20 protein-coding genes are annotated in these 17223 nt (G+C 43.2%); 8 read left to right on the top strand and 12 right to left on the bottom strand.

The window, feature by feature from the left end; translation table 11 throughout:
- Positions 1-337 precede the first annotated feature (337 nt).
- Positions 338-886, top strand: a complete 549-nt coding sequence (locus C9J12_RS16205) for a gamma carbonic anhydrase family protein (protein WP_107243660.1) — start codon at positions 338-340, stop codon at positions 884-886.
- Here the strand turns inward: C9J12_RS16205 and C9J12_RS16200 are convergent.
- The 9 genes from C9J12_RS16200 to C9J12_RS16160 all read right to left on the bottom strand — a co-directional run bounded on the left by C9J12_RS16200 (position 883) and on the right by C9J12_RS16160 (position 7444).
- On the bottom strand, positions 883-1146 hold the full coding sequence (locus tag C9J12_RS16200) for a DUF1488 family protein (RefSeq protein WP_107243659.1): 264 nt from the start codon (positions 1144-1146) through the stop codon (positions 883-885). The genes C9J12_RS16205 and C9J12_RS16200 overlap by 4 nt on opposite strands.
- Positions 1147-1156: 10 nt before the next feature.
- Entirely contained in the window at positions 1157-1978 is an 822-nt protein-coding gene (gene aroE, locus C9J12_RS16195) for a shikimate dehydrogenase (protein WP_107243658.1), read from the bottom strand.
- Positions 1979-2068: 90 nt separating this feature from the next.
- On the bottom strand, positions 2069-2974 hold the full coding sequence (hemF, locus tag C9J12_RS16190; protein ID WP_107243657.1) for an oxygen-dependent coproporphyrinogen oxidase: 906 nt from the start codon (positions 2972-2974) through the stop codon (positions 2069-2071).
- A gap of 25 nt (positions 2975-2999) precedes the next feature.
- Positions 3000-3557: an L-threonylcarbamoyladenylate synthase gene (locus tag C9J12_RS16185; protein ID WP_193944680.1), complete on the bottom strand. Its 558-nt coding sequence runs from the start codon at positions 3555-3557 to the stop codon at positions 3000-3002.
- Between the two features lie 80 nt (positions 3558-3637).
- Positions 3638-4144, bottom strand: a complete 507-nt coding sequence (gene purE, locus C9J12_RS16180; protein ID WP_107243655.1) for a 5-(carboxyamino)imidazole ribonucleotide mutase — start codon at positions 4142-4144, stop codon at positions 3638-3640.
- Between the two features lie 77 nt (positions 4145-4221).
- Positions 4222-4779 (bottom strand): DNA topoisomerase family protein, encoded by a 558-nt coding sequence (locus tag C9J12_RS16175; RefSeq protein ID WP_107243654.1) that lies wholly within the window; start codon positions 4777-4779, stop codon positions 4222-4224.
- Positions 4780-4815: 36 nt separating this feature from the next.
- On the bottom strand, positions 4816-5289 hold the full coding sequence (locus tag C9J12_RS16170) for a DUF494 family protein (protein ID WP_107243653.1): 474 nt from the start codon (positions 5287-5289) through the stop codon (positions 4816-4818).
- A 2-nt stretch (positions 5290-5291) separates the two neighbouring features.
- A complete protein-coding gene (gene dprA / locus C9J12_RS16165) occupies positions 5292-6389 on the bottom strand; it encodes a DNA-processing protein DprA (RefSeq protein ID WP_011220069.1) in 1098 nt (365 codons plus the stop codon).
- Positions 6386-7444, bottom strand: coding sequence for a LysM peptidoglycan-binding domain-containing protein (locus tag C9J12_RS16160; protein WP_107243652.1), 1059 nt, complete (start codon positions 7442-7444; stop codon positions 6386-6388). Before C9J12_RS16160 ends, dprA begins: the two co-directional genes overlap by 4 nt.
- 353 nt (positions 7445-7797) lie before the next feature.
- Between C9J12_RS16160 and def the strand changes: the two genes are divergently transcribed.
- From def to C9J12_RS16135, 5 genes are all read left to right on the top strand, one after another.
- Positions 7798-8307, top strand: a complete 510-nt coding sequence (def, locus tag C9J12_RS16155; protein WP_107243651.1) for a peptide deformylase — start codon at positions 7798-7800, stop codon at positions 8305-8307.
- 16 nt (positions 8308-8323) lie between these two features.
- On the top strand, positions 8324-9268 hold the full coding sequence (gene fmt / locus C9J12_RS16150) for a methionyl-tRNA formyltransferase (RefSeq protein ID WP_107243650.1): 945 nt from the start codon (positions 8324-8326) through the stop codon (positions 9266-9268).
- 70 nt (positions 9269-9338) lie between these two features.
- Positions 9339-10634, top strand: a complete 1296-nt coding sequence (gene rsmB, locus C9J12_RS16145; protein ID WP_107243649.1) for a 16S rRNA (cytosine(967)-C(5))-methyltransferase RsmB — start codon at positions 9339-9341, stop codon at positions 10632-10634.
- Positions 10635-10744: 110 nt separating this feature from the next.
- Positions 10745-12121, top strand: a complete 1377-nt coding sequence (gene trkA, locus C9J12_RS16140; RefSeq protein WP_107243648.1) for a Trk system potassium transporter TrkA — start codon at positions 10745-10747, stop codon at positions 12119-12121.
- 3 nt (positions 12122-12124) lie between these two features.
- A complete protein-coding gene (locus C9J12_RS16135; RefSeq protein ID WP_107243647.1) occupies positions 12125-13570 on the top strand; it encodes a TrkH family potassium uptake protein in 1446 nt (481 codons plus the stop codon).
- 136 nt (positions 13571-13706) lie between these two features.
- Here the strand turns inward: C9J12_RS16135 and trhA are convergent, their stop codons facing one another.
- The 3 genes from trhA to C9J12_RS16120 form a co-directional block, all read right to left on the bottom strand.
- A complete protein-coding gene (gene trhA / locus C9J12_RS16130) occupies positions 13707-14366 on the bottom strand; it encodes a PAQR family membrane homeostasis protein TrhA (RefSeq protein WP_011220076.1) in 660 nt (219 codons plus the stop codon).
- Between the two features lie 137 nt (positions 14367-14503).
- On the bottom strand, positions 14504-15292 hold the full coding sequence (locus C9J12_RS16125; RefSeq protein WP_107243646.1) for a sporulation protein: 789 nt from the start codon (positions 15290-15292) through the stop codon (positions 14504-14506).
- 145 nt (positions 15293-15437) lie between these two features.
- Positions 15438-16109, bottom strand: a complete 672-nt coding sequence (locus C9J12_RS16120; RefSeq protein WP_107243645.1) for a FadR/GntR family transcriptional regulator — start codon at positions 16107-16109, stop codon at positions 15438-15440.
- Positions 16110-16440: 331 nt separating this feature from the next.
- On the opposite strand from C9J12_RS16120, the gene C9J12_RS16115 reads away from it, so the two are divergent.
- On the top strand, positions 16441-16626 hold the full coding sequence (locus tag C9J12_RS16115) for a hypothetical protein (protein WP_081470369.1): 186 nt from the start codon (positions 16441-16443) through the stop codon (positions 16624-16626).
- 193 nt (positions 16627-16819) lie between these two features.
- Positions 16820-17086 carry a YihD family protein gene (locus C9J12_RS16110; protein ID WP_107243644.1) on the top strand — a complete coding sequence of 89 codons (267 nt, stop codon included), beginning with the start codon at positions 16820-16822 and terminating at the stop codon, positions 17084-17086.
- The last annotated feature ends 137 nt before the right edge of the window (positions 17087-17223 follow it).

Below are 17223 nucleotides of genomic sequence, written 5' to 3'. Positions count from 1 at the left end.
AGAAATGAAGCATAAATTGACTGTGTCATCTTGCGATGATTAAGGTCACTCAGTTCATTGATAAATCTTTCGACTTAAAATTTCACGAGTGCCCACACAGATTGCATGGTCAAATTGTTAAAGAACATACTGACTAGGTTGCTGGCTAAGCGCCGTGCTCCGTGTCAGTGAGGTCGCATTATAGAGACTTCGATCACATTGGCAAGGGGTATATTGAAATAAAACCGTCATATTCGTTTGGATGTCTACTTATCGTTCGAATGGTCGATTTATCGATGTAAATCACACCACAACCTCGCTATTCTCTTATGTAATGGATTCAATAAAGGTAGCTCTTATGCACTCAGCACTACGATCTTATAAAGGAATAACGCCGACTATTAATGAAAATGTTTATATCGACAGCTCAGCAGTCCTTATCGGAGACATTGAATTAAACGCTGATGCCAGTATTTGGCCTTTGGTGGCAGCAAGAGGCGATGTAAACCACATCAAAATTGGCGCAAGAAGCAATGTACAAGACGGGGCTGTTTTACATGTCACACGGAAAACACCCGATAACCCCACTGGTCATCCTTTAATTATTGGTGATGATGTGACAATAGGGCACAAAGCAATGTTACATGGCTGCCATGTCGGTCATCGTGTATTAGTCGGAATGGGTGCAATTCTATTAGATGGCGCCATTATAGAAGATGACGTCATTATTGGAGCGGGAAGTTTAGTTCCACCAGGCAAAGTACTTAAAAGTGGTTTCCTCTATATAGGTAGCCCTGTTAAACAAGCGCGCCCATTAACTGATAACGAACGCGCCTTTCTTCCAACATCAGCTGATAACTATGTCAGGCTTAAAAATGAGTACTTAGCTGAAAGTGAAAATCTTTAACCTATAAAGATACAACCTTCACTATCAAACTCTTCATCTTCTATCTGCTCTTCTGCCAACTCCTCTAAATCAAATCGATTGGCAGAAAAGGCGGCGAGGATCTCAGCTTCAGTGACTAATGGTTGCAAGGTATGTTGCTGCAGCCATTTAAGACTTACCCAACAAGTAATCAACGCTCCACCTTGCTGGGCAGGGAAATTGATGGCTTGCTTATCATCATCCCAGTTTTGAAGGTCGGAAAATAAAATATTTTGATTCATCTCGTTCTCATTACTCCTGAAGCATACGGCGTAACTCTCGCAATACCTGCTTGGCTCCAGGGCGTAACCCTCGCCATAACATAAAACTTTCTGCGGCTTGACCAACAAGCATACCTAGCCCATCAACTACTTTCCCTGCGCCTAAATCTCGAGCCCATAAATTGAACGCGGTAATTTGAGCGCTATAAATCATGTCATAACAAACCATATCATGTTTGATCAGACTTTCTGGCAAGCCAGGCAGCTGCCCACTTAACCCTGCAGAAGTAGAATTAATGATCACATCAAAATTCGGTTGGTTCAGTGTATCTATTGCAGCCGACGAAACAGAACCAAAAGACGCAAATAGGTCAGACAACTGCTGCGCTTTAGATAATGTACGATTGGTTATCACTAATTCGGCAGGATTTTGAGCAAGCAAAGGTAAAATCACACCGCGGGCAGCTCCACCAGCCCCTACTAATAGAATACGCTTACCAGCCAGTTCAACTTGATTTAATAATAAGTCTTGAACTAGGCCTTCACCATCGGTGTTATCTCCTAAGATACCACCATCATCTAATTTTTTGAGTGTATTTACGGCACCGGCTAATTTAGCGCGTTCGGAAAGTTGAGTCGCATACTGATATGCGTCCTCTTTGAAAGGCGCTGTGATGTTACAGCCTCGCCCCCCCGCTGAGAAAAAGTTATCCGCGGCAGATTTAAAACCATCTGCTGGTGCTAGCTCTGCGGTGTATTCCATCTTTTGCGCTGTTTGGCGGGCAAATAATGTATGAATGAAAGGCGATTTACTTTGTGCGATAGGGTTGCCAAAAACAACGTACTTATCCATGTGATCGTTATCCAAAAAACTTGAAGCCAATTAAGGGCCGATAAATCGACCCTATCACTGCATTAAGTGAAGCTCAAACAGTTCCTACTATTACCATTCTCGTGGCTGCAGGTAGTTTTCATACAAATCTGCTTCAGCCGATCCCGCCTTAGGCTCATAACAGTATTCCCATCGAGCTAATGGCGGCATTGACATTAGTATTGATTCAGTACGCCCGCCGCTTTGTAGACCAAACAACGTGCCTCGGTCATACACCAAGTTAAATTCAACATAGCGCCCTCGACGATATAGCTGAAATTCACGCTCTCTCTCACCATAAGGGATATCTTGACGACGTTGAACAATAGGCAAGTACCCGTCAATAAAGCCATTTCCCACAGCTTGTGTATAAGCAAAACTTTTTTCAAAGCCCCACTCATTCAAATCATCGAAAAACAAACCACCGACACCGCGCGTTTCATTACGATGAGGTAAGAAAAAGTATTTATCGCACCATACTTTATGCTGCTCATAAATATCATCACCAAACGGGGCACATAAATGCTTTGCTGTGTTATGCCAATGCTGGCAATCTTCTTCAAAAGGATAAAAAGGGGTTAAGTCAAAACCACCACCAAACCACCATACAGGTGCTTCACCCTCTTTTTCTGCAATAAAGAAACGTACATTGGCATGAGAGGTCGGGATATAAGGGTTATTAGGGTGGATAACTAATGACACGCCCATCGCTTCAAAACTGCGTCCTGCGAGCTCAGGTCGGTGAGCAGTAGCTGAAGCTGGCATTTTCGTACCAAAAACATGGGAGAAATTAACACCAGCTTGTTCAAACACACTTCCTTGACGAAGAACACGGCTACGGCCACCACCACCTTGTTCACGTTGCCATTCATCTTGTTCAAATACTACACCCTTGTCTTGGCTTTCCAAGCTTTGGCATATTTGATCTTGAAGCGACAATAAAAAAGCTTTCACTGCGTGTTTATCAACATGTTCCATTATTTATCCTTGTTCTAGCTAACCACTAACCCTGACGCAGTACAGTATCACTAAATGCATCTCGAATTTCTGTTGGGTTTTCACGTCCACCAGTCTCACCTTCTAAAATAGCACTTAAGTGCTCACCTAACTGACTATGTACTTCAGCCACAGTCTTACACGGTGGTAAGCCGGTTAAATTAGCACTGGTGGAGGTGATAGGTTTACCAAACTGATAACAAAGCTTCTGCACTAGAGGGTGATCACTCACTCGAACAGCGATGGATGTAAATTTACCCGTAAGGAAAGGGGAAATATCTTTTTTCACAGGCATCACCCAGGTAACAGGTCCGGGCCAGGTCGAAAATATTTTCTGCTTTTGCAAATCATTAAGCTGGGCATCATCAATATACGGCTGTAGCTGTTGATAATTAGCCGCAATCAGAATCAAACCTTTTTCGATCGGACGCTGTTTTAAAGCAAGTAGCTTTTCGATAGCTTGTGGATTATCAGGATCACACCCAACACCAAATACACCCTCTGTCGGGTAAGCAATGACCTCTCCGCTTTGTAACGCAGATACAACTTGCTGCAAGTTGTCCATATCGACCTCGTTAATAACCATATTAAATGCAATAAAAAAGGCGCTCTAAAGAGAGCGCCTCTTAAATTCATGGCTATTATTTAGCCCTTTAGACGCTCTTGTAAAGCTGCATCTTTCGCAATAACCGCTTCAGCGTTCTTTTGACGATCAGCTTTTACTGCTAATGCTAGCTCTTTGTCGCCAGTCGCTAGAATTTGGGCCGCTAAGTAACCTGCGTTTTTTGCACCAGCGCTACCAATAGCAACGGTAGCAACAGGTACGCCACCTGGCATCATTGCAGTTGAAAGTAATGCATCCATCCCTTGTAGAGGACCAGCATCAATTGGCACTCCGATAACAGGTAATGTTGTAATACCTGCAACAGCACCTGCTAAATGTGCCGCTAAGCCTGCTCCACAAATAAATACGCCACAACCACGCGCTTCAGCATCAGTCACATAGCTATGCGTTGCGGCTGGTGTACGGTGAGCAGAAGTTACTTTCACTTCAGTCGTAATTTCAAAAGATTTTAAAACATCAAGCGTTGCCTGCATTACTGGCAAATCTGAATCTGAACCCATCAAAACAGCTACAAATGGCTTAGTCATCATCTTTCCTTCCATATTAAGTGACGTAATCGATTGCGTAAGCATTATAGAGGAAATTCCGAATAGATCGAGAATGATTATTGCTGAATGTGGTGACACTTCTTATCTGCACATTGCAATTTGATACCCGTAGCAAAATCTTTCTCTACTAATAGAGGAAAACCACAGGTTTCGCATTGTTGTGCGACAGGCTTATTGTTTACGGCGAAACGACATGCTGGATATTGGTCACAAGCAAAGAATACTTTGCCATAACGAGACTTTCGTTGAACGAGGTGCCCTTTGTGACAATCTGGACACAAAATTTGAGTATCGTCGGCTTTTTTCTCTAAGGGCTCAATGTGCTGGCAATCAGGGAAACTCGCACAACCAATAAACATCCCAAAACGACCTTGTCGTAAAACCAGTTCGCTATCACAACTAGGGCATGGCTTACCAAGGTGTTTGACAATGTGCCCATCATTCTGATTCTGTGGACGAATAAAATCGCACTCAGGGTAATTTGAACACCCAAGAAAAGGACCGCGTTTACCATAACGCGTTTGCAATTGCCCACCGCAAGTCGGGCAGGGCTCTTCTTGCTCTAACGCATGCCCATGAGCATCAAATAACTGGTCGTGAACTTTGCCGGCCATACTACATATTACTCGCTAGGGCAGGGTTATCGATAATTAGTGAATGTATCCATCTTCTGCTCCGTAAAGCAGCTCTTCCATTTGAGTGTAAGCATTTTCATTACCTGGTGCGTTAAAGAGCACCATTAAAATAATCCACTTCAAATCATCTAATACAAAGTCGCTTGTTTCTAGTTCCATCACACGATCAATAACCATCTCACGTGTATCGGCACTTAATACATGTATTTGCTCTAAATAGGTCAAAAATCCACGACATGTTACATCCATTCGAGCCATCTCTTGTGGAATATAAACACGAATAGACGTTATCGCACTATTATTCATGTACGGTATGTTTTCTGTTTCTTGCAGAGCAGCAAGCTTTTCAAGCCAGTTTAATGCCTTATAGATATCATCTTGATGAAATCCGGCACGACTAAGCTCATCTGAAAGTTCATCCTGATCAACCAATAGCTCCACGTCGCTTTGGATATAGGTTTCAAACAGGTACATAAGAATATCCATCATGACTAGCCCCTCCTCGTTCTGATATAACCACCGGGCACTGTACTCACAACGCCTTGCAATTCTAAATCTAGTAATTGCATCATAACTTCATGTATGGGCAGTTTACAGCGTTCAGCAACCACATCAACGGGTATTGCTTCTTTGCCTACGGTAGCCAACACGGCTGAAAATGGCAATTCTTCATTTTCAGGTTGTGGCAATGACAAGTTCATTTGGCTATTTATTGCGCATTCCGTCAGCGCACCTACCTCTTCAAATATATCGACCGGACTTTCTACCAGTTTAGCACCAGATTTTATCAAGGCGTTACAACCTCGACTGCCAGGATTATGAATCGAACCGGGTAAAGCAAAAACATCTCGTCCTTGATCTAAAGCATAGCGTGCCGTAATTAATGAGCCACTTCGCTCTGCTGCCTCTATAACAAGAACACCAACCGACAGCCCACTGATCACTCTATTACGACGAGGGAAATTTTGTGGCCGCGGTTTTTCATCGGGCCAAAACTCAGAAACAAGTGCACCTTGCTCGATAATTTGACTGGCTAGAGTTCGATGACTTGCAGGGTAAATATGATTAAGTCCTGAACCTAATACCGCAACGGTCGCACCACCATTTTTTAATGCGCCATAATGCGCTTGACCATCGATGCCTAATGCTAAGCCACTGGTAACAACATAATTAGCGGCAACCAATGCAGCAGAGAAATCATACGCCGCTTCACGACCATCAAGGCTAGCAGAACGGCTGCCAATAACAGCCAGTTGGGGTTCACGTAACCAACGATCTTCACCACGAACAAACAGCAAAGGCGGGGCAGATGATATTTCTTTTAATAAAGCAGGGTAAAAAGGAGAGTCTAAGGTAAGAATGGTGTGATTATTTTGCTCAGCCCATATTAGTGCATGATCAATGCGTTGTCGTTTGGGGTTATGCAATGCTGCAACTTGCGCTGATGATAAGCCAATGGCACGAAGTTGCTCTGCGGGCATCTCGATTAATTCTATTGGCGTCGCATATTGCAATAATTTACTAATTCTACAACCACCTAAATATGGGACCGCAGCTAAAATTAACCAACTTTCTAATGTTGTCATCATTCAACTAAATGTGGAGGTAACGCAAGCACACCAGCACGAAAGGGCTCTAGGCTACGTGTTACGACTGCTAAGCTAAAATATTCATATGGGCGGATAACCATTACTTCACCAATATGCAGACTGCTGAGTTGTCGTTTTGCAGATAACCAATTTTGTGCTTTTTTATACGCATAATTACCTTTATCTCCTGTTACTTCCGCACCAGATCTAAATAGCTGTAATACATTGCCTGTCACGAGGTTATCTAAATGACCACGATCAAGTACAACAACTTGAGATGTCGCTATATACTCATGTCCTTCTAAGTGCCCTAACACACTGGCTTGAATCTCGGCAGGTGCTGTTGATGGTGAAAAGTTCATATCAACAGCTGCACTATCTAATGGCGCAGGCAATAAAATATCGTTCTGGCTGATCTCTTGACGAAAAGATTCCACCGTCATCAAACTCATATTCTCTTGTATTTCTGACGTTCTCAGCTTAGCAATCTCTTTGAGTGACACGACTTTCGCCTTGGTCTCATCGTTACGGGTAAAATCAGCTTCGACACGATATACCCACCACTCAGTGCCTAACAGTAGCTCGGTATCTACCCAAATTCTATCACCAGGAGACATATATCCCTTTGCATCACTCGCTCCCAAAATCCGAGGAAGTTGAGCTGCGCTTTTTGCTGTGATCAATTTATTTTCAGCTAAATAAGGAAAGAGCAATGTTTCTTGTAGCGTGGTAATAGCAGAGTGTTTAATCCGGATCTGAGGCGATAACACAACGGTCTTTTTTAACTGTAATTGCGGACGACCATTTATCCATACCAGATGTAATTTATCACCCGGATAGATTAAGTGAGGGTTTTGAATATAATCGTTCGCCTGCCAAAGTTGAGGCCATAACCAAGGGTTATCAAGAAAGTAGGCAGAGATATCCCAGAGCGTATCGCCTTTTTTGACAGTATAAATCTCAGGAACATTCTTTTTTACAATGGGTAACCCAGTATTTGCCCAACTAACAGACAATGAAGAAATAAAAATAAACAATAAGACGCCCAGCCTCATGTTGTGCCTTCCTCGTAGATAATCGCAGAATAATATAAATACAAGAAGCAACGGTGGCATTCGTTTGAAAGGATGTCCAAAGCAAGCCAGCAGGGAGGCCGTGGTTTTAGGCACAGTTCAACTTTTTATTCGTTCGTATACATTAGATACCGAGCAAGTTTACTGACTGCCCCCAATCTACGGCATTACAATGTGTTCATTCTATTCACCAATAATGCAAAGAATCGTTGCCACCCATCGTTATCGCTTACAATGTTATGCAGCCAATGCTGTTATTTGATCTTTAAAATGACTAGAATTAGAACAAGTAAGTAATTTTCATTTTCAGCACAGTTTAATTTTTTCGAGTATCTATGTCTCTATTGCAAGTATTAATATTCCCTGATGAACGCCTGCGTACTATTGCTAAGCCAGTTGAAGCAATAACACCAGACATCCAGAACATCGTCGATGACATGCTAGAAACCATGTACGACGAAGAAGGTATCGGTTTAGCGGCTACACAAGTTGATATTCATCAACGTATTGTGGTGATCGATATTTCTGAAGAGCGTGACCAGCCAATGGTACTGATCAACCCAGAAATCACAGATAAACGTGGTGAAGATGGGATTGAAGAAGGCTGCCTATCTGTACCTGGCTCTCGAGCATTGGTTTCTCGTGCGGCAGAAGTTTCTGTCAAAGCACTTGATCGTGATGGTAACCCGTTCTCATTCGAAGCTGATGATCTGCTTGCAATCTGTGTACAGCACGAACTTGATCACTTAGCTGGCAAGTTGTTCGTTGATTACCTGTCGCCTTTAAAACGTCAGCGTATTAAACAGAAACTAGAGAAAATTAAACGTTTTAACGAGAAAGACTAATTAATCCGAGGTTACCTTGAGCAAACCGTTACGTATTGTATTTGCTGGTACACCTGACTTCGCCGCCCGTCACCTGGCGGCGTTGTTGTCTTCACAGCATGAAGTTATCGCCGTATATACCCAGCCAGATCGTCCTGCTGGTCGTGGTAAAAAATTAACCGCGAGCCCGGTTAAAAATATCGCGTTAGAAAATGATCTGCCCGTGTATCAACCGGCATCATTGCGCAATGAAGACGCGCAACAAGAACTTGCAGCGTTAAAGGCCGATATCATGGTCGTCGTGGCTTATGGCCTACTACTGCCTAAAATTGTGTTAGATACGCCTAAATTGGGTTGTATCAATGTGCATGGTTCTATTTTGCCACGCTGGCGTGGTGCTGCACCGATCCAACGCTCAATTTGGGCTGGCGATGAAGAAACCGGTGTGACCATCATGCAAATGGATGAAGGTCTTGATACGGGTGATATGCTAACTATCGCCACACTAGCTATCGAGCCAACAGATACCAGTGCAACGATGTATGACAAGCTTGCGGGATTAGGTCCTAACGCTTTAATTGACTGTCTATCTGAGATTTCCGCAGGTACAGCCATTGCTGAAAAGCAAAATGATGAATTCGCGAATTACGCGAAGAAGTTGAATAAAGAAGAAGCCAAAATTGACTGGGCGATGGAAGCAACCGCCATTGAGCGTTGTATCCGCGCATTTAACCCATGGCCAATGAGCTACTTTGCTGTTGCTGAACAAAATGTCAAAGTATGGCATGCCGTTGTCGAAGCTGATAACCAAGGTAAATTACCGGGTACAATTTTATCAGCCGATAAACAAGGCATCACGGTTGCAACAGGTAAAGGTGCACTTCGCCTTATCGAACTTCAACCTCCAGGAAAGAAAGCCATGAAAGCGCAAGATATTCTAAACTCGCGCCGAGAGTGGTTTGAACCTGGCACTCAATTATAATTTTAAAGCCAGTGTCCATCACTGGCTTTTTTATTTTCCACGTCGTTAAAAATAAATTCAGGAAATACGCATGAACGTAAGAGCCGCAGCTGCCCAGGTTGTTTTTCAGGTTGTTGATCAGGGGCAATCCCTTTCCGCAGCACTACCAGCAGCCCAGCAAAACATTCGAGAACGCGATCATGCTTTGCTGCAAGAGATTTGCTACGGCGTATTACGCTGGTTACCGCGTTTAGAGTCGATTACGACTCATCTAATGGACAAGCCTTTAAAAGGTAAGCAACGTGTTTTCCATCATTTGATTTTAGTGGGCCTATACCAACTAGGTCACATGCGCATTCCCGCTCATGCTGCTGTAGCAGAAACAGTTAATGCCACTAAAGATCTAAAGAAAACCCAGCTACGTGGCTTAATTAATGCCATTTTACGTAACTACCAGCGCCAACAAGAACAGCTAGATGCACAATCAGTCAGCCACGATGCCGGTAAATATGGCCATCCAGGTTGGTTATTAAAAATGCTGAAAGCTAGCTACCCAGAACAGTTGGAAGCGATTGTTACGGCAAATAATACCAAAGCCCCAATGTGGCTACGCGTAAACCGCCAACACCATACTCGCGATGAATACCGCGCATTACTTAATGACGTTGGCATCGAGACAGACTTACACCCAGAAGCCGCTGATGCACTTCGTTTGTTGTCACCTTGCGATGTGAGCAAACTACCTGGTTTTGCTGATGGCTGGTCATCAGTACAAGATGGTGCCGCCCAATTAGCCGTCGATTTCTTACAACCACAAGCTGGCGAACTGATTCTTGATTGTTGTGCTGCTCCTGGTGGTAAAACTGCACATATCATGGAGCGTCAACCAACGGCTAAAGTGGTTGCCATTGACTGTGATGAACGCCGTTTAACCCGCGTTTATGAAAACCTTGCCCGTCTGAAGCTTGATGCAACAGTATTGTGTGCCGATGCACGTTACCCTGCAGATTGGTGGCACGGTGAAAAATTTGACCGCATCTTACTCGATGCACCTTGTTCTGCCACGGGGGTTATTCGTCGTCATCCAGATATTAAATGGTTACGTCGAGCAAGCGACATTGAAGCGCTCGCAATCCTTCAAGCTGAGATTTTTGATGCTATGTGGCTACAGCTGAAACCTGGTGGCACCTTGGTGTATGCAACCTGTTCGATTACACCACAAGAAAACAGTGAACAAGTGAAAGCATTCCTTGCCCGCACGGCCGATGCAACCTTGATCAATCGTGGGCAAGAAGCCGATAGTGATATGGAACAACCTGGTCGCCAGATCTTACCGGGTGAATCTGATATGGATGGTTTCTACTACGCTGTTCTGCAAAAAAGCTAACACCAAAACGTACCCAAAAAATCTAAATCGTTCTAACTCAAGACATATCATTATGCTCTTGAGTTAGAAGCGTAGTAACCTACACAGAATACTTTAATCAGGCATATGCTATGAAAATCATCATTCTCGGCGCAGGTCAGGTCGGTGGCACACTGGCAGAGAACCTTGTTGGTGAAAACAACGACATAACGATTGTTGATAAAGACCCAGAACGTCTGCGAGAACTGCAAGATAAATACGACCTTCGGGTTGTACAGGGTTTTGCGAGCCATCCACGTACTCTACGTGAAGCTGGGGCTCAGGATGCTGATATGTTAGTTTCGGTCACCAATTCTGACGAAACCAATATGATTGCCTGTCAAATTGCATTTTCTTTATTTAATACCCCTAACCGCGTCGCTCGTATCCGCTCTCCGGAATACCTTAAAGAAAAAGATTCTTTATTCCAATCAGATGCTGTTCCTGTCGATCACTTGATTGCCCCAGAGGAGCTGGTAACAGGGTATATCGAACGCTTAATTGAATACCCTGGCGCACTGCAGGTTGTCAGTTTTGCCGAAGATAAAGTCGGTTTAGTTGCCGTTAAAGCGTATTACGGTGGGCCATTAGTCGGTAATGCATTATCAGCATTACGTGAGCACATGCCACATATAGATACCCGTGTTGCGGCTATCTTTCGCCAAGGCAAACCGATTCGTCCTCAAGGCACCACCATTATTGAAGCCGATGATGAAGTATTCTTCGTTGCAGCCAGCAATCACATTCGCTCGGTGATGAGTGAACTTCAACGTCTAGAAAAACCTTATAAGCGTTTAATGATCGTCGGTGGCGGTAATATTGGTGCAGGTCTCGCCCGTCGATTAGAACAGGCTTATAGTGTTAAGCTCATTGAACGTAATCCTGAGCGCGCTGAAAGCCTGTCTGAAATGCTCGAAAACACCATCGTTTTCTGTGGTGATGCATCCGATCAAGAGTTATTAAGTGAAGAGCACATCGAACAAATTGATGTGTTTATTGCGGTGACTAACGATGATGAAGCAAACATCATGTCTGCCATGCTTGCTAAACGCATGGGTGCCAAAAAAGTCATGGTGCTTATTCAGCGCGGGGCTTATGTCGATTTAGTGCAGGGTGGGGCGATTGATATTGCAATATCGCCACAGCAAGCGACGATTTCAGCATTATTAACCCACGTGCGAAAAGCCGATATTGTAAATGTATCGTCATTACGTCGCGGAGCCGCTGAAGCGATTGAGGCGATTGCTCATGGTGATTCAAGCACCTCAAAAGTAGTTGGTCGATCCATTGGTGAAATTAAGTTACCACCAGGCACAACCATTGGTGCGATCGTCCGTGGTAATGAAGTCTTAATTGCTCACGACCGAACCATGATTGAACAAGATGATCATGTTGTTATGTTCCTCGTCGACAAAAAATACATCCCTGATGTTGAGCGTCTCTTCCAACCTAGTCCATTTTTCCTATAACTTATGGTTAATTTCCGTCCCATAATGTTCGTGATCGGGTTGGTTTTATCTAAAATCGCCCTTTTCATGTACATCCCAACTCTGGTTGCCTTTTTTACAGGTACTGGTGGGTTCATCGATTTCGCCACCGCGGTTATTATTACTCATACCGTGGCTTTTCTATGTCTAACATTTGGTAAAACCAAAGAATTTAAGCTAGGGGTCAGGGAGATGTTCCTGATCACAACCTTAGTGTGGACAATTTCCAGCGCCTTTGCGGCACTGCCTTTTGTCTTCATCAACCACATCAGCTTTACCGATGCCTACTTCGAAACCATGTCGGGCATTACGACAACGGGCTCAACGGTGCTCAGTGGGTTAGATGATATGGCACCCAGCATTCTGCTTTGGCGTTCAACGTTACAATGGCTAGGTGGTATTGGATTTATTGTAATGGGCGTCGCCATTCTACCCATGTTAAACGTCGGTGGGATGCGACTGTTCCAAACCGAATCGTCAGATTGGTCAGAAAAGAGTTCACCGAGAACCAAAAGTGTTGCTAAGAATATAGTCAATGTTTACATAACCTTAACTTTATTGTGCATCATAGGTTTTGTAATGACAGGCATGAATACGTTTGATGCAATAAACCATGCTTTTACCACCTTATCAACAGGTGGCTATTCAACCTCTGATGGCTCAATGAATAACTTCTCCCACAGCACACATTGGGTCGCAACCTTCTTTATGTTCGCGGGTGGTTTGCCATTTCTCTTATTTGTACAAGCACTGCGTAAAAGAAGCCCAGGAGCTCTATTTGCAGATGCCCAAGTAAGAGGCTTCACTTTATTAGTACTATCAGCAGGGTTCATTGTCGCACTTTGGTTAACGTGGAAGCTGGACTACGACTTTCTTGATGCGTTGCGTGTGTCTCTGTTTAATATCATTTCTGTGGTGACGACAACAGGGTTTGGTCTTGATGACTTTACTTCGTGGGGGCCGTTACCCAGCATTATTTTTGCTTTCATTATGTTGGTGGGTGGGTGCTCGGGATCGACATCGGGGGGGATTAAAATCTTCCGTTTTCAAGTCGCTTTTGCCTTGTTACGCAAACAGATGATGCAGCTGGTTCATCCTTCAGGTGTCTTTATCCAACGCTATAACGGTCGCCCAGTCACTGATGGCATCGTGCGCTCGGTTGTGGCTTTTGCGCTGACTTTTATTCTGACCATTGTGGTTATTGCCGCGATATTAGGCATACTTGGCTTAGATCCTGTCACTAGTATTACAGGTGCAGTTACCGCCGTTGCCAATGTAGGCCCTGGAATGGGAAATATTATTGGCCCAACCGGTAACTTTGCCAGCTTACCTGATATGGCTAAATGGACATTAAGTATTGGGATGTTAATGGGTCGCTTGGAAATACTCACTGTACTCGTGGTCTTTTTTCCTGCGTTTTGGCGCGACTAACATACTGTTACCAATGAAAAAGAGAGCATATATGCTCTCTTTTTTTCTATCTGTACCAAAGCGTATATGCCTAATAACTTAACTCAAGGTGCTTATTTCAGCGAGAATAAGAAGGGGCTAAGGCTACTTGGAGTCATTAAATCGGTTTAACGTAATAATAAATGGCAAAGAAATGGCAGACCGTTCCACCTAACACAAACATGTGCCAAATCGCATGGTTATAAGGAATGCGTTTATTCACGTAAAAAAACACCCCTAACGAATAAATAACTCCGCCTAAACCCAATAATACTAAGCCACCAGTCGAAATTGAGATCGCTAACTGATAGATCACAATCACAGATAACCAACCCATAGTCAGATAAGTAATCAAAGATAAGCGCTTAAACCGGTACACAAAGATAATTTTGAGAGCAATGCCGATAATGGCAAGTCCCCATATGACAGACATTAAGGTAATAGCCAATGGGGTACGTAAAGAGATCAATAAAAAAGGAGTATAAGTGCCAGCAATTAATAAAAAGATAGCGCTATGATCAAACGTTTTTAAAGCCCGCTTAGCACGTTCATAAGGGATCGCATGATAAAGCGTTGAAGCAAGGTACAGTAAAATGATACTACTACCATAAATACTCAAGCTCGCCATACTCATAAAACCAGCATTTGCTGCGTTGCCCTGATTCAATAACAGTACCAAACCTACAATACCGAAAATTAAACCTAAACCATGGCTAACACTATTCGCAATTTCTTCTGCCACCGAATAACCTTGCTTCAGCGCAACACTCTTTACCATTCTCAGCTCCCGATAGCGTTAATGCTCAATAGAAAAGCAGTATGACATATTTCAGGGTACACGTGTAAGCTGAATTTTTATACTCATAAATATCAACACATCCGCCACTTCTATTTACGAGAAGGGCCAACCCAATATTAGGTTGTTTGATCGAGGTAATCGAGTACTTGCTGGCCAGCTTCAGTCGGTGTGCATTGCGCTGAAATATGGCAATGACGCTTCAACTCACCCCGACCTAAAAACCCCGATAACATCCCTGAAACCCCCTTTAAGCGCCGATCGAGTTCAAACCATAGTTGCAACCCATCACTATCTCGATAAGCGACAACTTCAAGCTCACGCCAAAGACCATGATATGGCCCTGATACGGGTACAAATTCAAATTCTTGTACAAACGGTAAATCAAACCCAGAAGCAGCTTCACATTCCACTTGAAGAATACGTAACCCTGCGTTTTCTAATGCGGTAAAAACACCATCCATCAATGGTTCAGGACGCACAGTCAGCGTATCGGTATCTTTAGGATCGCGTGCTAAAGGTATATCAAGGTAAGTCTCTAGCCACACTTTCGCATCCCCAATTGTCACAGGGGTATTGAATGGCAACTCCAAATTAACGTCAAATTCACGCGCTTCGTTAACACCAATGACAAATGATTCTGGCAACGACCATGTCGCTAAAACACAGGTTTGCGGTCTTTTTTCTTTACGATGTTCACTATCACCACGACTGACAGGCACTTCATCAATATAACGGCAACATAGTTGTACGTTGATATTATCTATTTGCTGCTCGGTTGCCCCCCCCTGAACATGGATCACCACGGGTAAGTTTTCACCAGGAATCAATACATCATGCTTTAAAACAGTATCAACTTTTGCAGCACCAATCCCTAAACTTGCAAAACTCTTACGAAAGAAAGACATGTGAACTCCTGTTAAAGTGACAATGAAACGGTTAAAGAATCATATGAAATCAGTTTGTTTATCTTGCAAAGGTAGGAACAAAACCGCAAGTTCTTTAAAAATTCATTGTCATTTTTGAGGCAACTGATACCAACAAGGTTATTGATTACTTAAGTAAGTCGACGGTTGCTTGACGTGCGCGATCGGGATCGCGAGCGATGATACCGTCAACAATTTGCTGATGTATATCTAACTTAAGTAAGCGCTCACGAGTAATAATGCGGAAATAGTTTTCAAATACAGCTTTAAACAAATTACCAAATGGGCTTATAAAATGATTACCCGATGCAAAATAAATTAACTGATGAAAACGAGTATCAATTTCAATCCATTTATCTTGATTAAAATCATCCCCTAGCAGATGCATTTCTTGCATTAAATACTGTAACTCTTCACGATCAGCATCACTCGCATTTAATGCCGTTAATGCCGCTGCTTCTGGCTCTAATGTCATACGAACCTGCTGAAATTCTGCAACCAGCTCTGAATGCTCACTAAAACTTAACCACGCCAGTAAGTCCTGATCCAAGTAATTCCAATTACGCTTCGGTAATACACGCGTACCAATACGGGGGCGAGGATGTACCATGCCTTTCGCAGCAAGCATTTTAATCGCCTCACGTACCGCAGTACGGCTCACACCATACATTTCACCAAGTTCAATTTCACCCGGTAAAATATCACCTGGGGCGTTTTCCCCTTGTAAAATACTTCGACCAATCGATTCTGCTAACTTATAAGACAAATTACGATTGAGTACACTTTTCTGCTGTTCCATCAATGTTCCCTCTACGGCTATTTTTATAATAGTTGCCAATTTTTATATTGCGCATTACATCACAAAGTCACGGTGCTGGAACCGCTTATCTTCACAGTTGCTACACATAACAACGCATTCTCTATTTTCAGCCAAATATCAGCATAATTACCATCATCTTCTGTTGATAGATAGCTCGACTTATCGACACCTTGCTGCTATTCTCAGCGCCGAAAATAATACCAAACAACCCGGTCATTTTGTTCTGGATGGGCTTTGCCTATGGGGACACCCCCTGCTCAATGATTGTTTATTCTTTCTGGCCACGGATGAGCCTGACTATTGGTGAATCATGCGACCCGCATCTCCCGTCAGGTATGTAAGAAGTACCCCTCGAAGTCCATCACGTTTACGCAGTACCGCTCATGCGCCGACATTTAAACCTAAAAATGTACCGCAAAGCACCGCTGATATTCATGCAATGCCAACCTCTCAGCCCGTTTTAACCAATCCGGTTACTGATGAACAAGCTGCGTAAGTATTCATGATGTAACTCAAAGGCAGTGATCATTTCACTGCCTTTTGTTTATCTAATCGAATCTCTTTTTCACATCCATTCCCAATAAGCCTATTCCGTCATTATCTCCAGTTTGAATCAACGCATTATTTGATATAATTAATCCATAATAAAATTATGACAATATTCGCTCAGCCTTAATTTGGAGAAAGTAATGAAAACGCATCGTGTAAACGAGCTTATCGAGTTAATCCACCCTGAATGGAAAAAAAATTCAGAGCTAAATTTGGTTCAATATCTACTGAAACTAGCAGAAGAAGCAAAGTATGACGGTAAATTAGAAGACTTAACCGACGATATCCTGATTTACCATCTAAAAATGCGTAATAGCGACGAAAATGCCATGATCCCAGGCATCGCTAAAGATTGTGAAAATGACTTCAAAACCGCCATTCTTCGTGCACGTGGCATTATCAAATAAGCACTGACTCCCATAAAACATGGCTGAACATCAGATCAGCCTATTTTAATTCCTCATCTGTTACACCCTTTTGGACTGTCATCTGCACCTATTGCTGAAACTATGACCTTGTTAGAGTAATCAGAAAAATGACTGTT

Source organism: Photobacterium frigidiphilum, from assembly GCF_003025615.1.
Lineage (GTDB): Bacteria > Pseudomonadota > Gammaproteobacteria > Enterobacterales > Vibrionaceae > Photobacterium > Photobacterium frigidiphilum.
The sequence above is the reverse complement of the archived record's forward strand: the minus strand, read 5'-3'. Positions and strand labels throughout refer to the sequence as shown.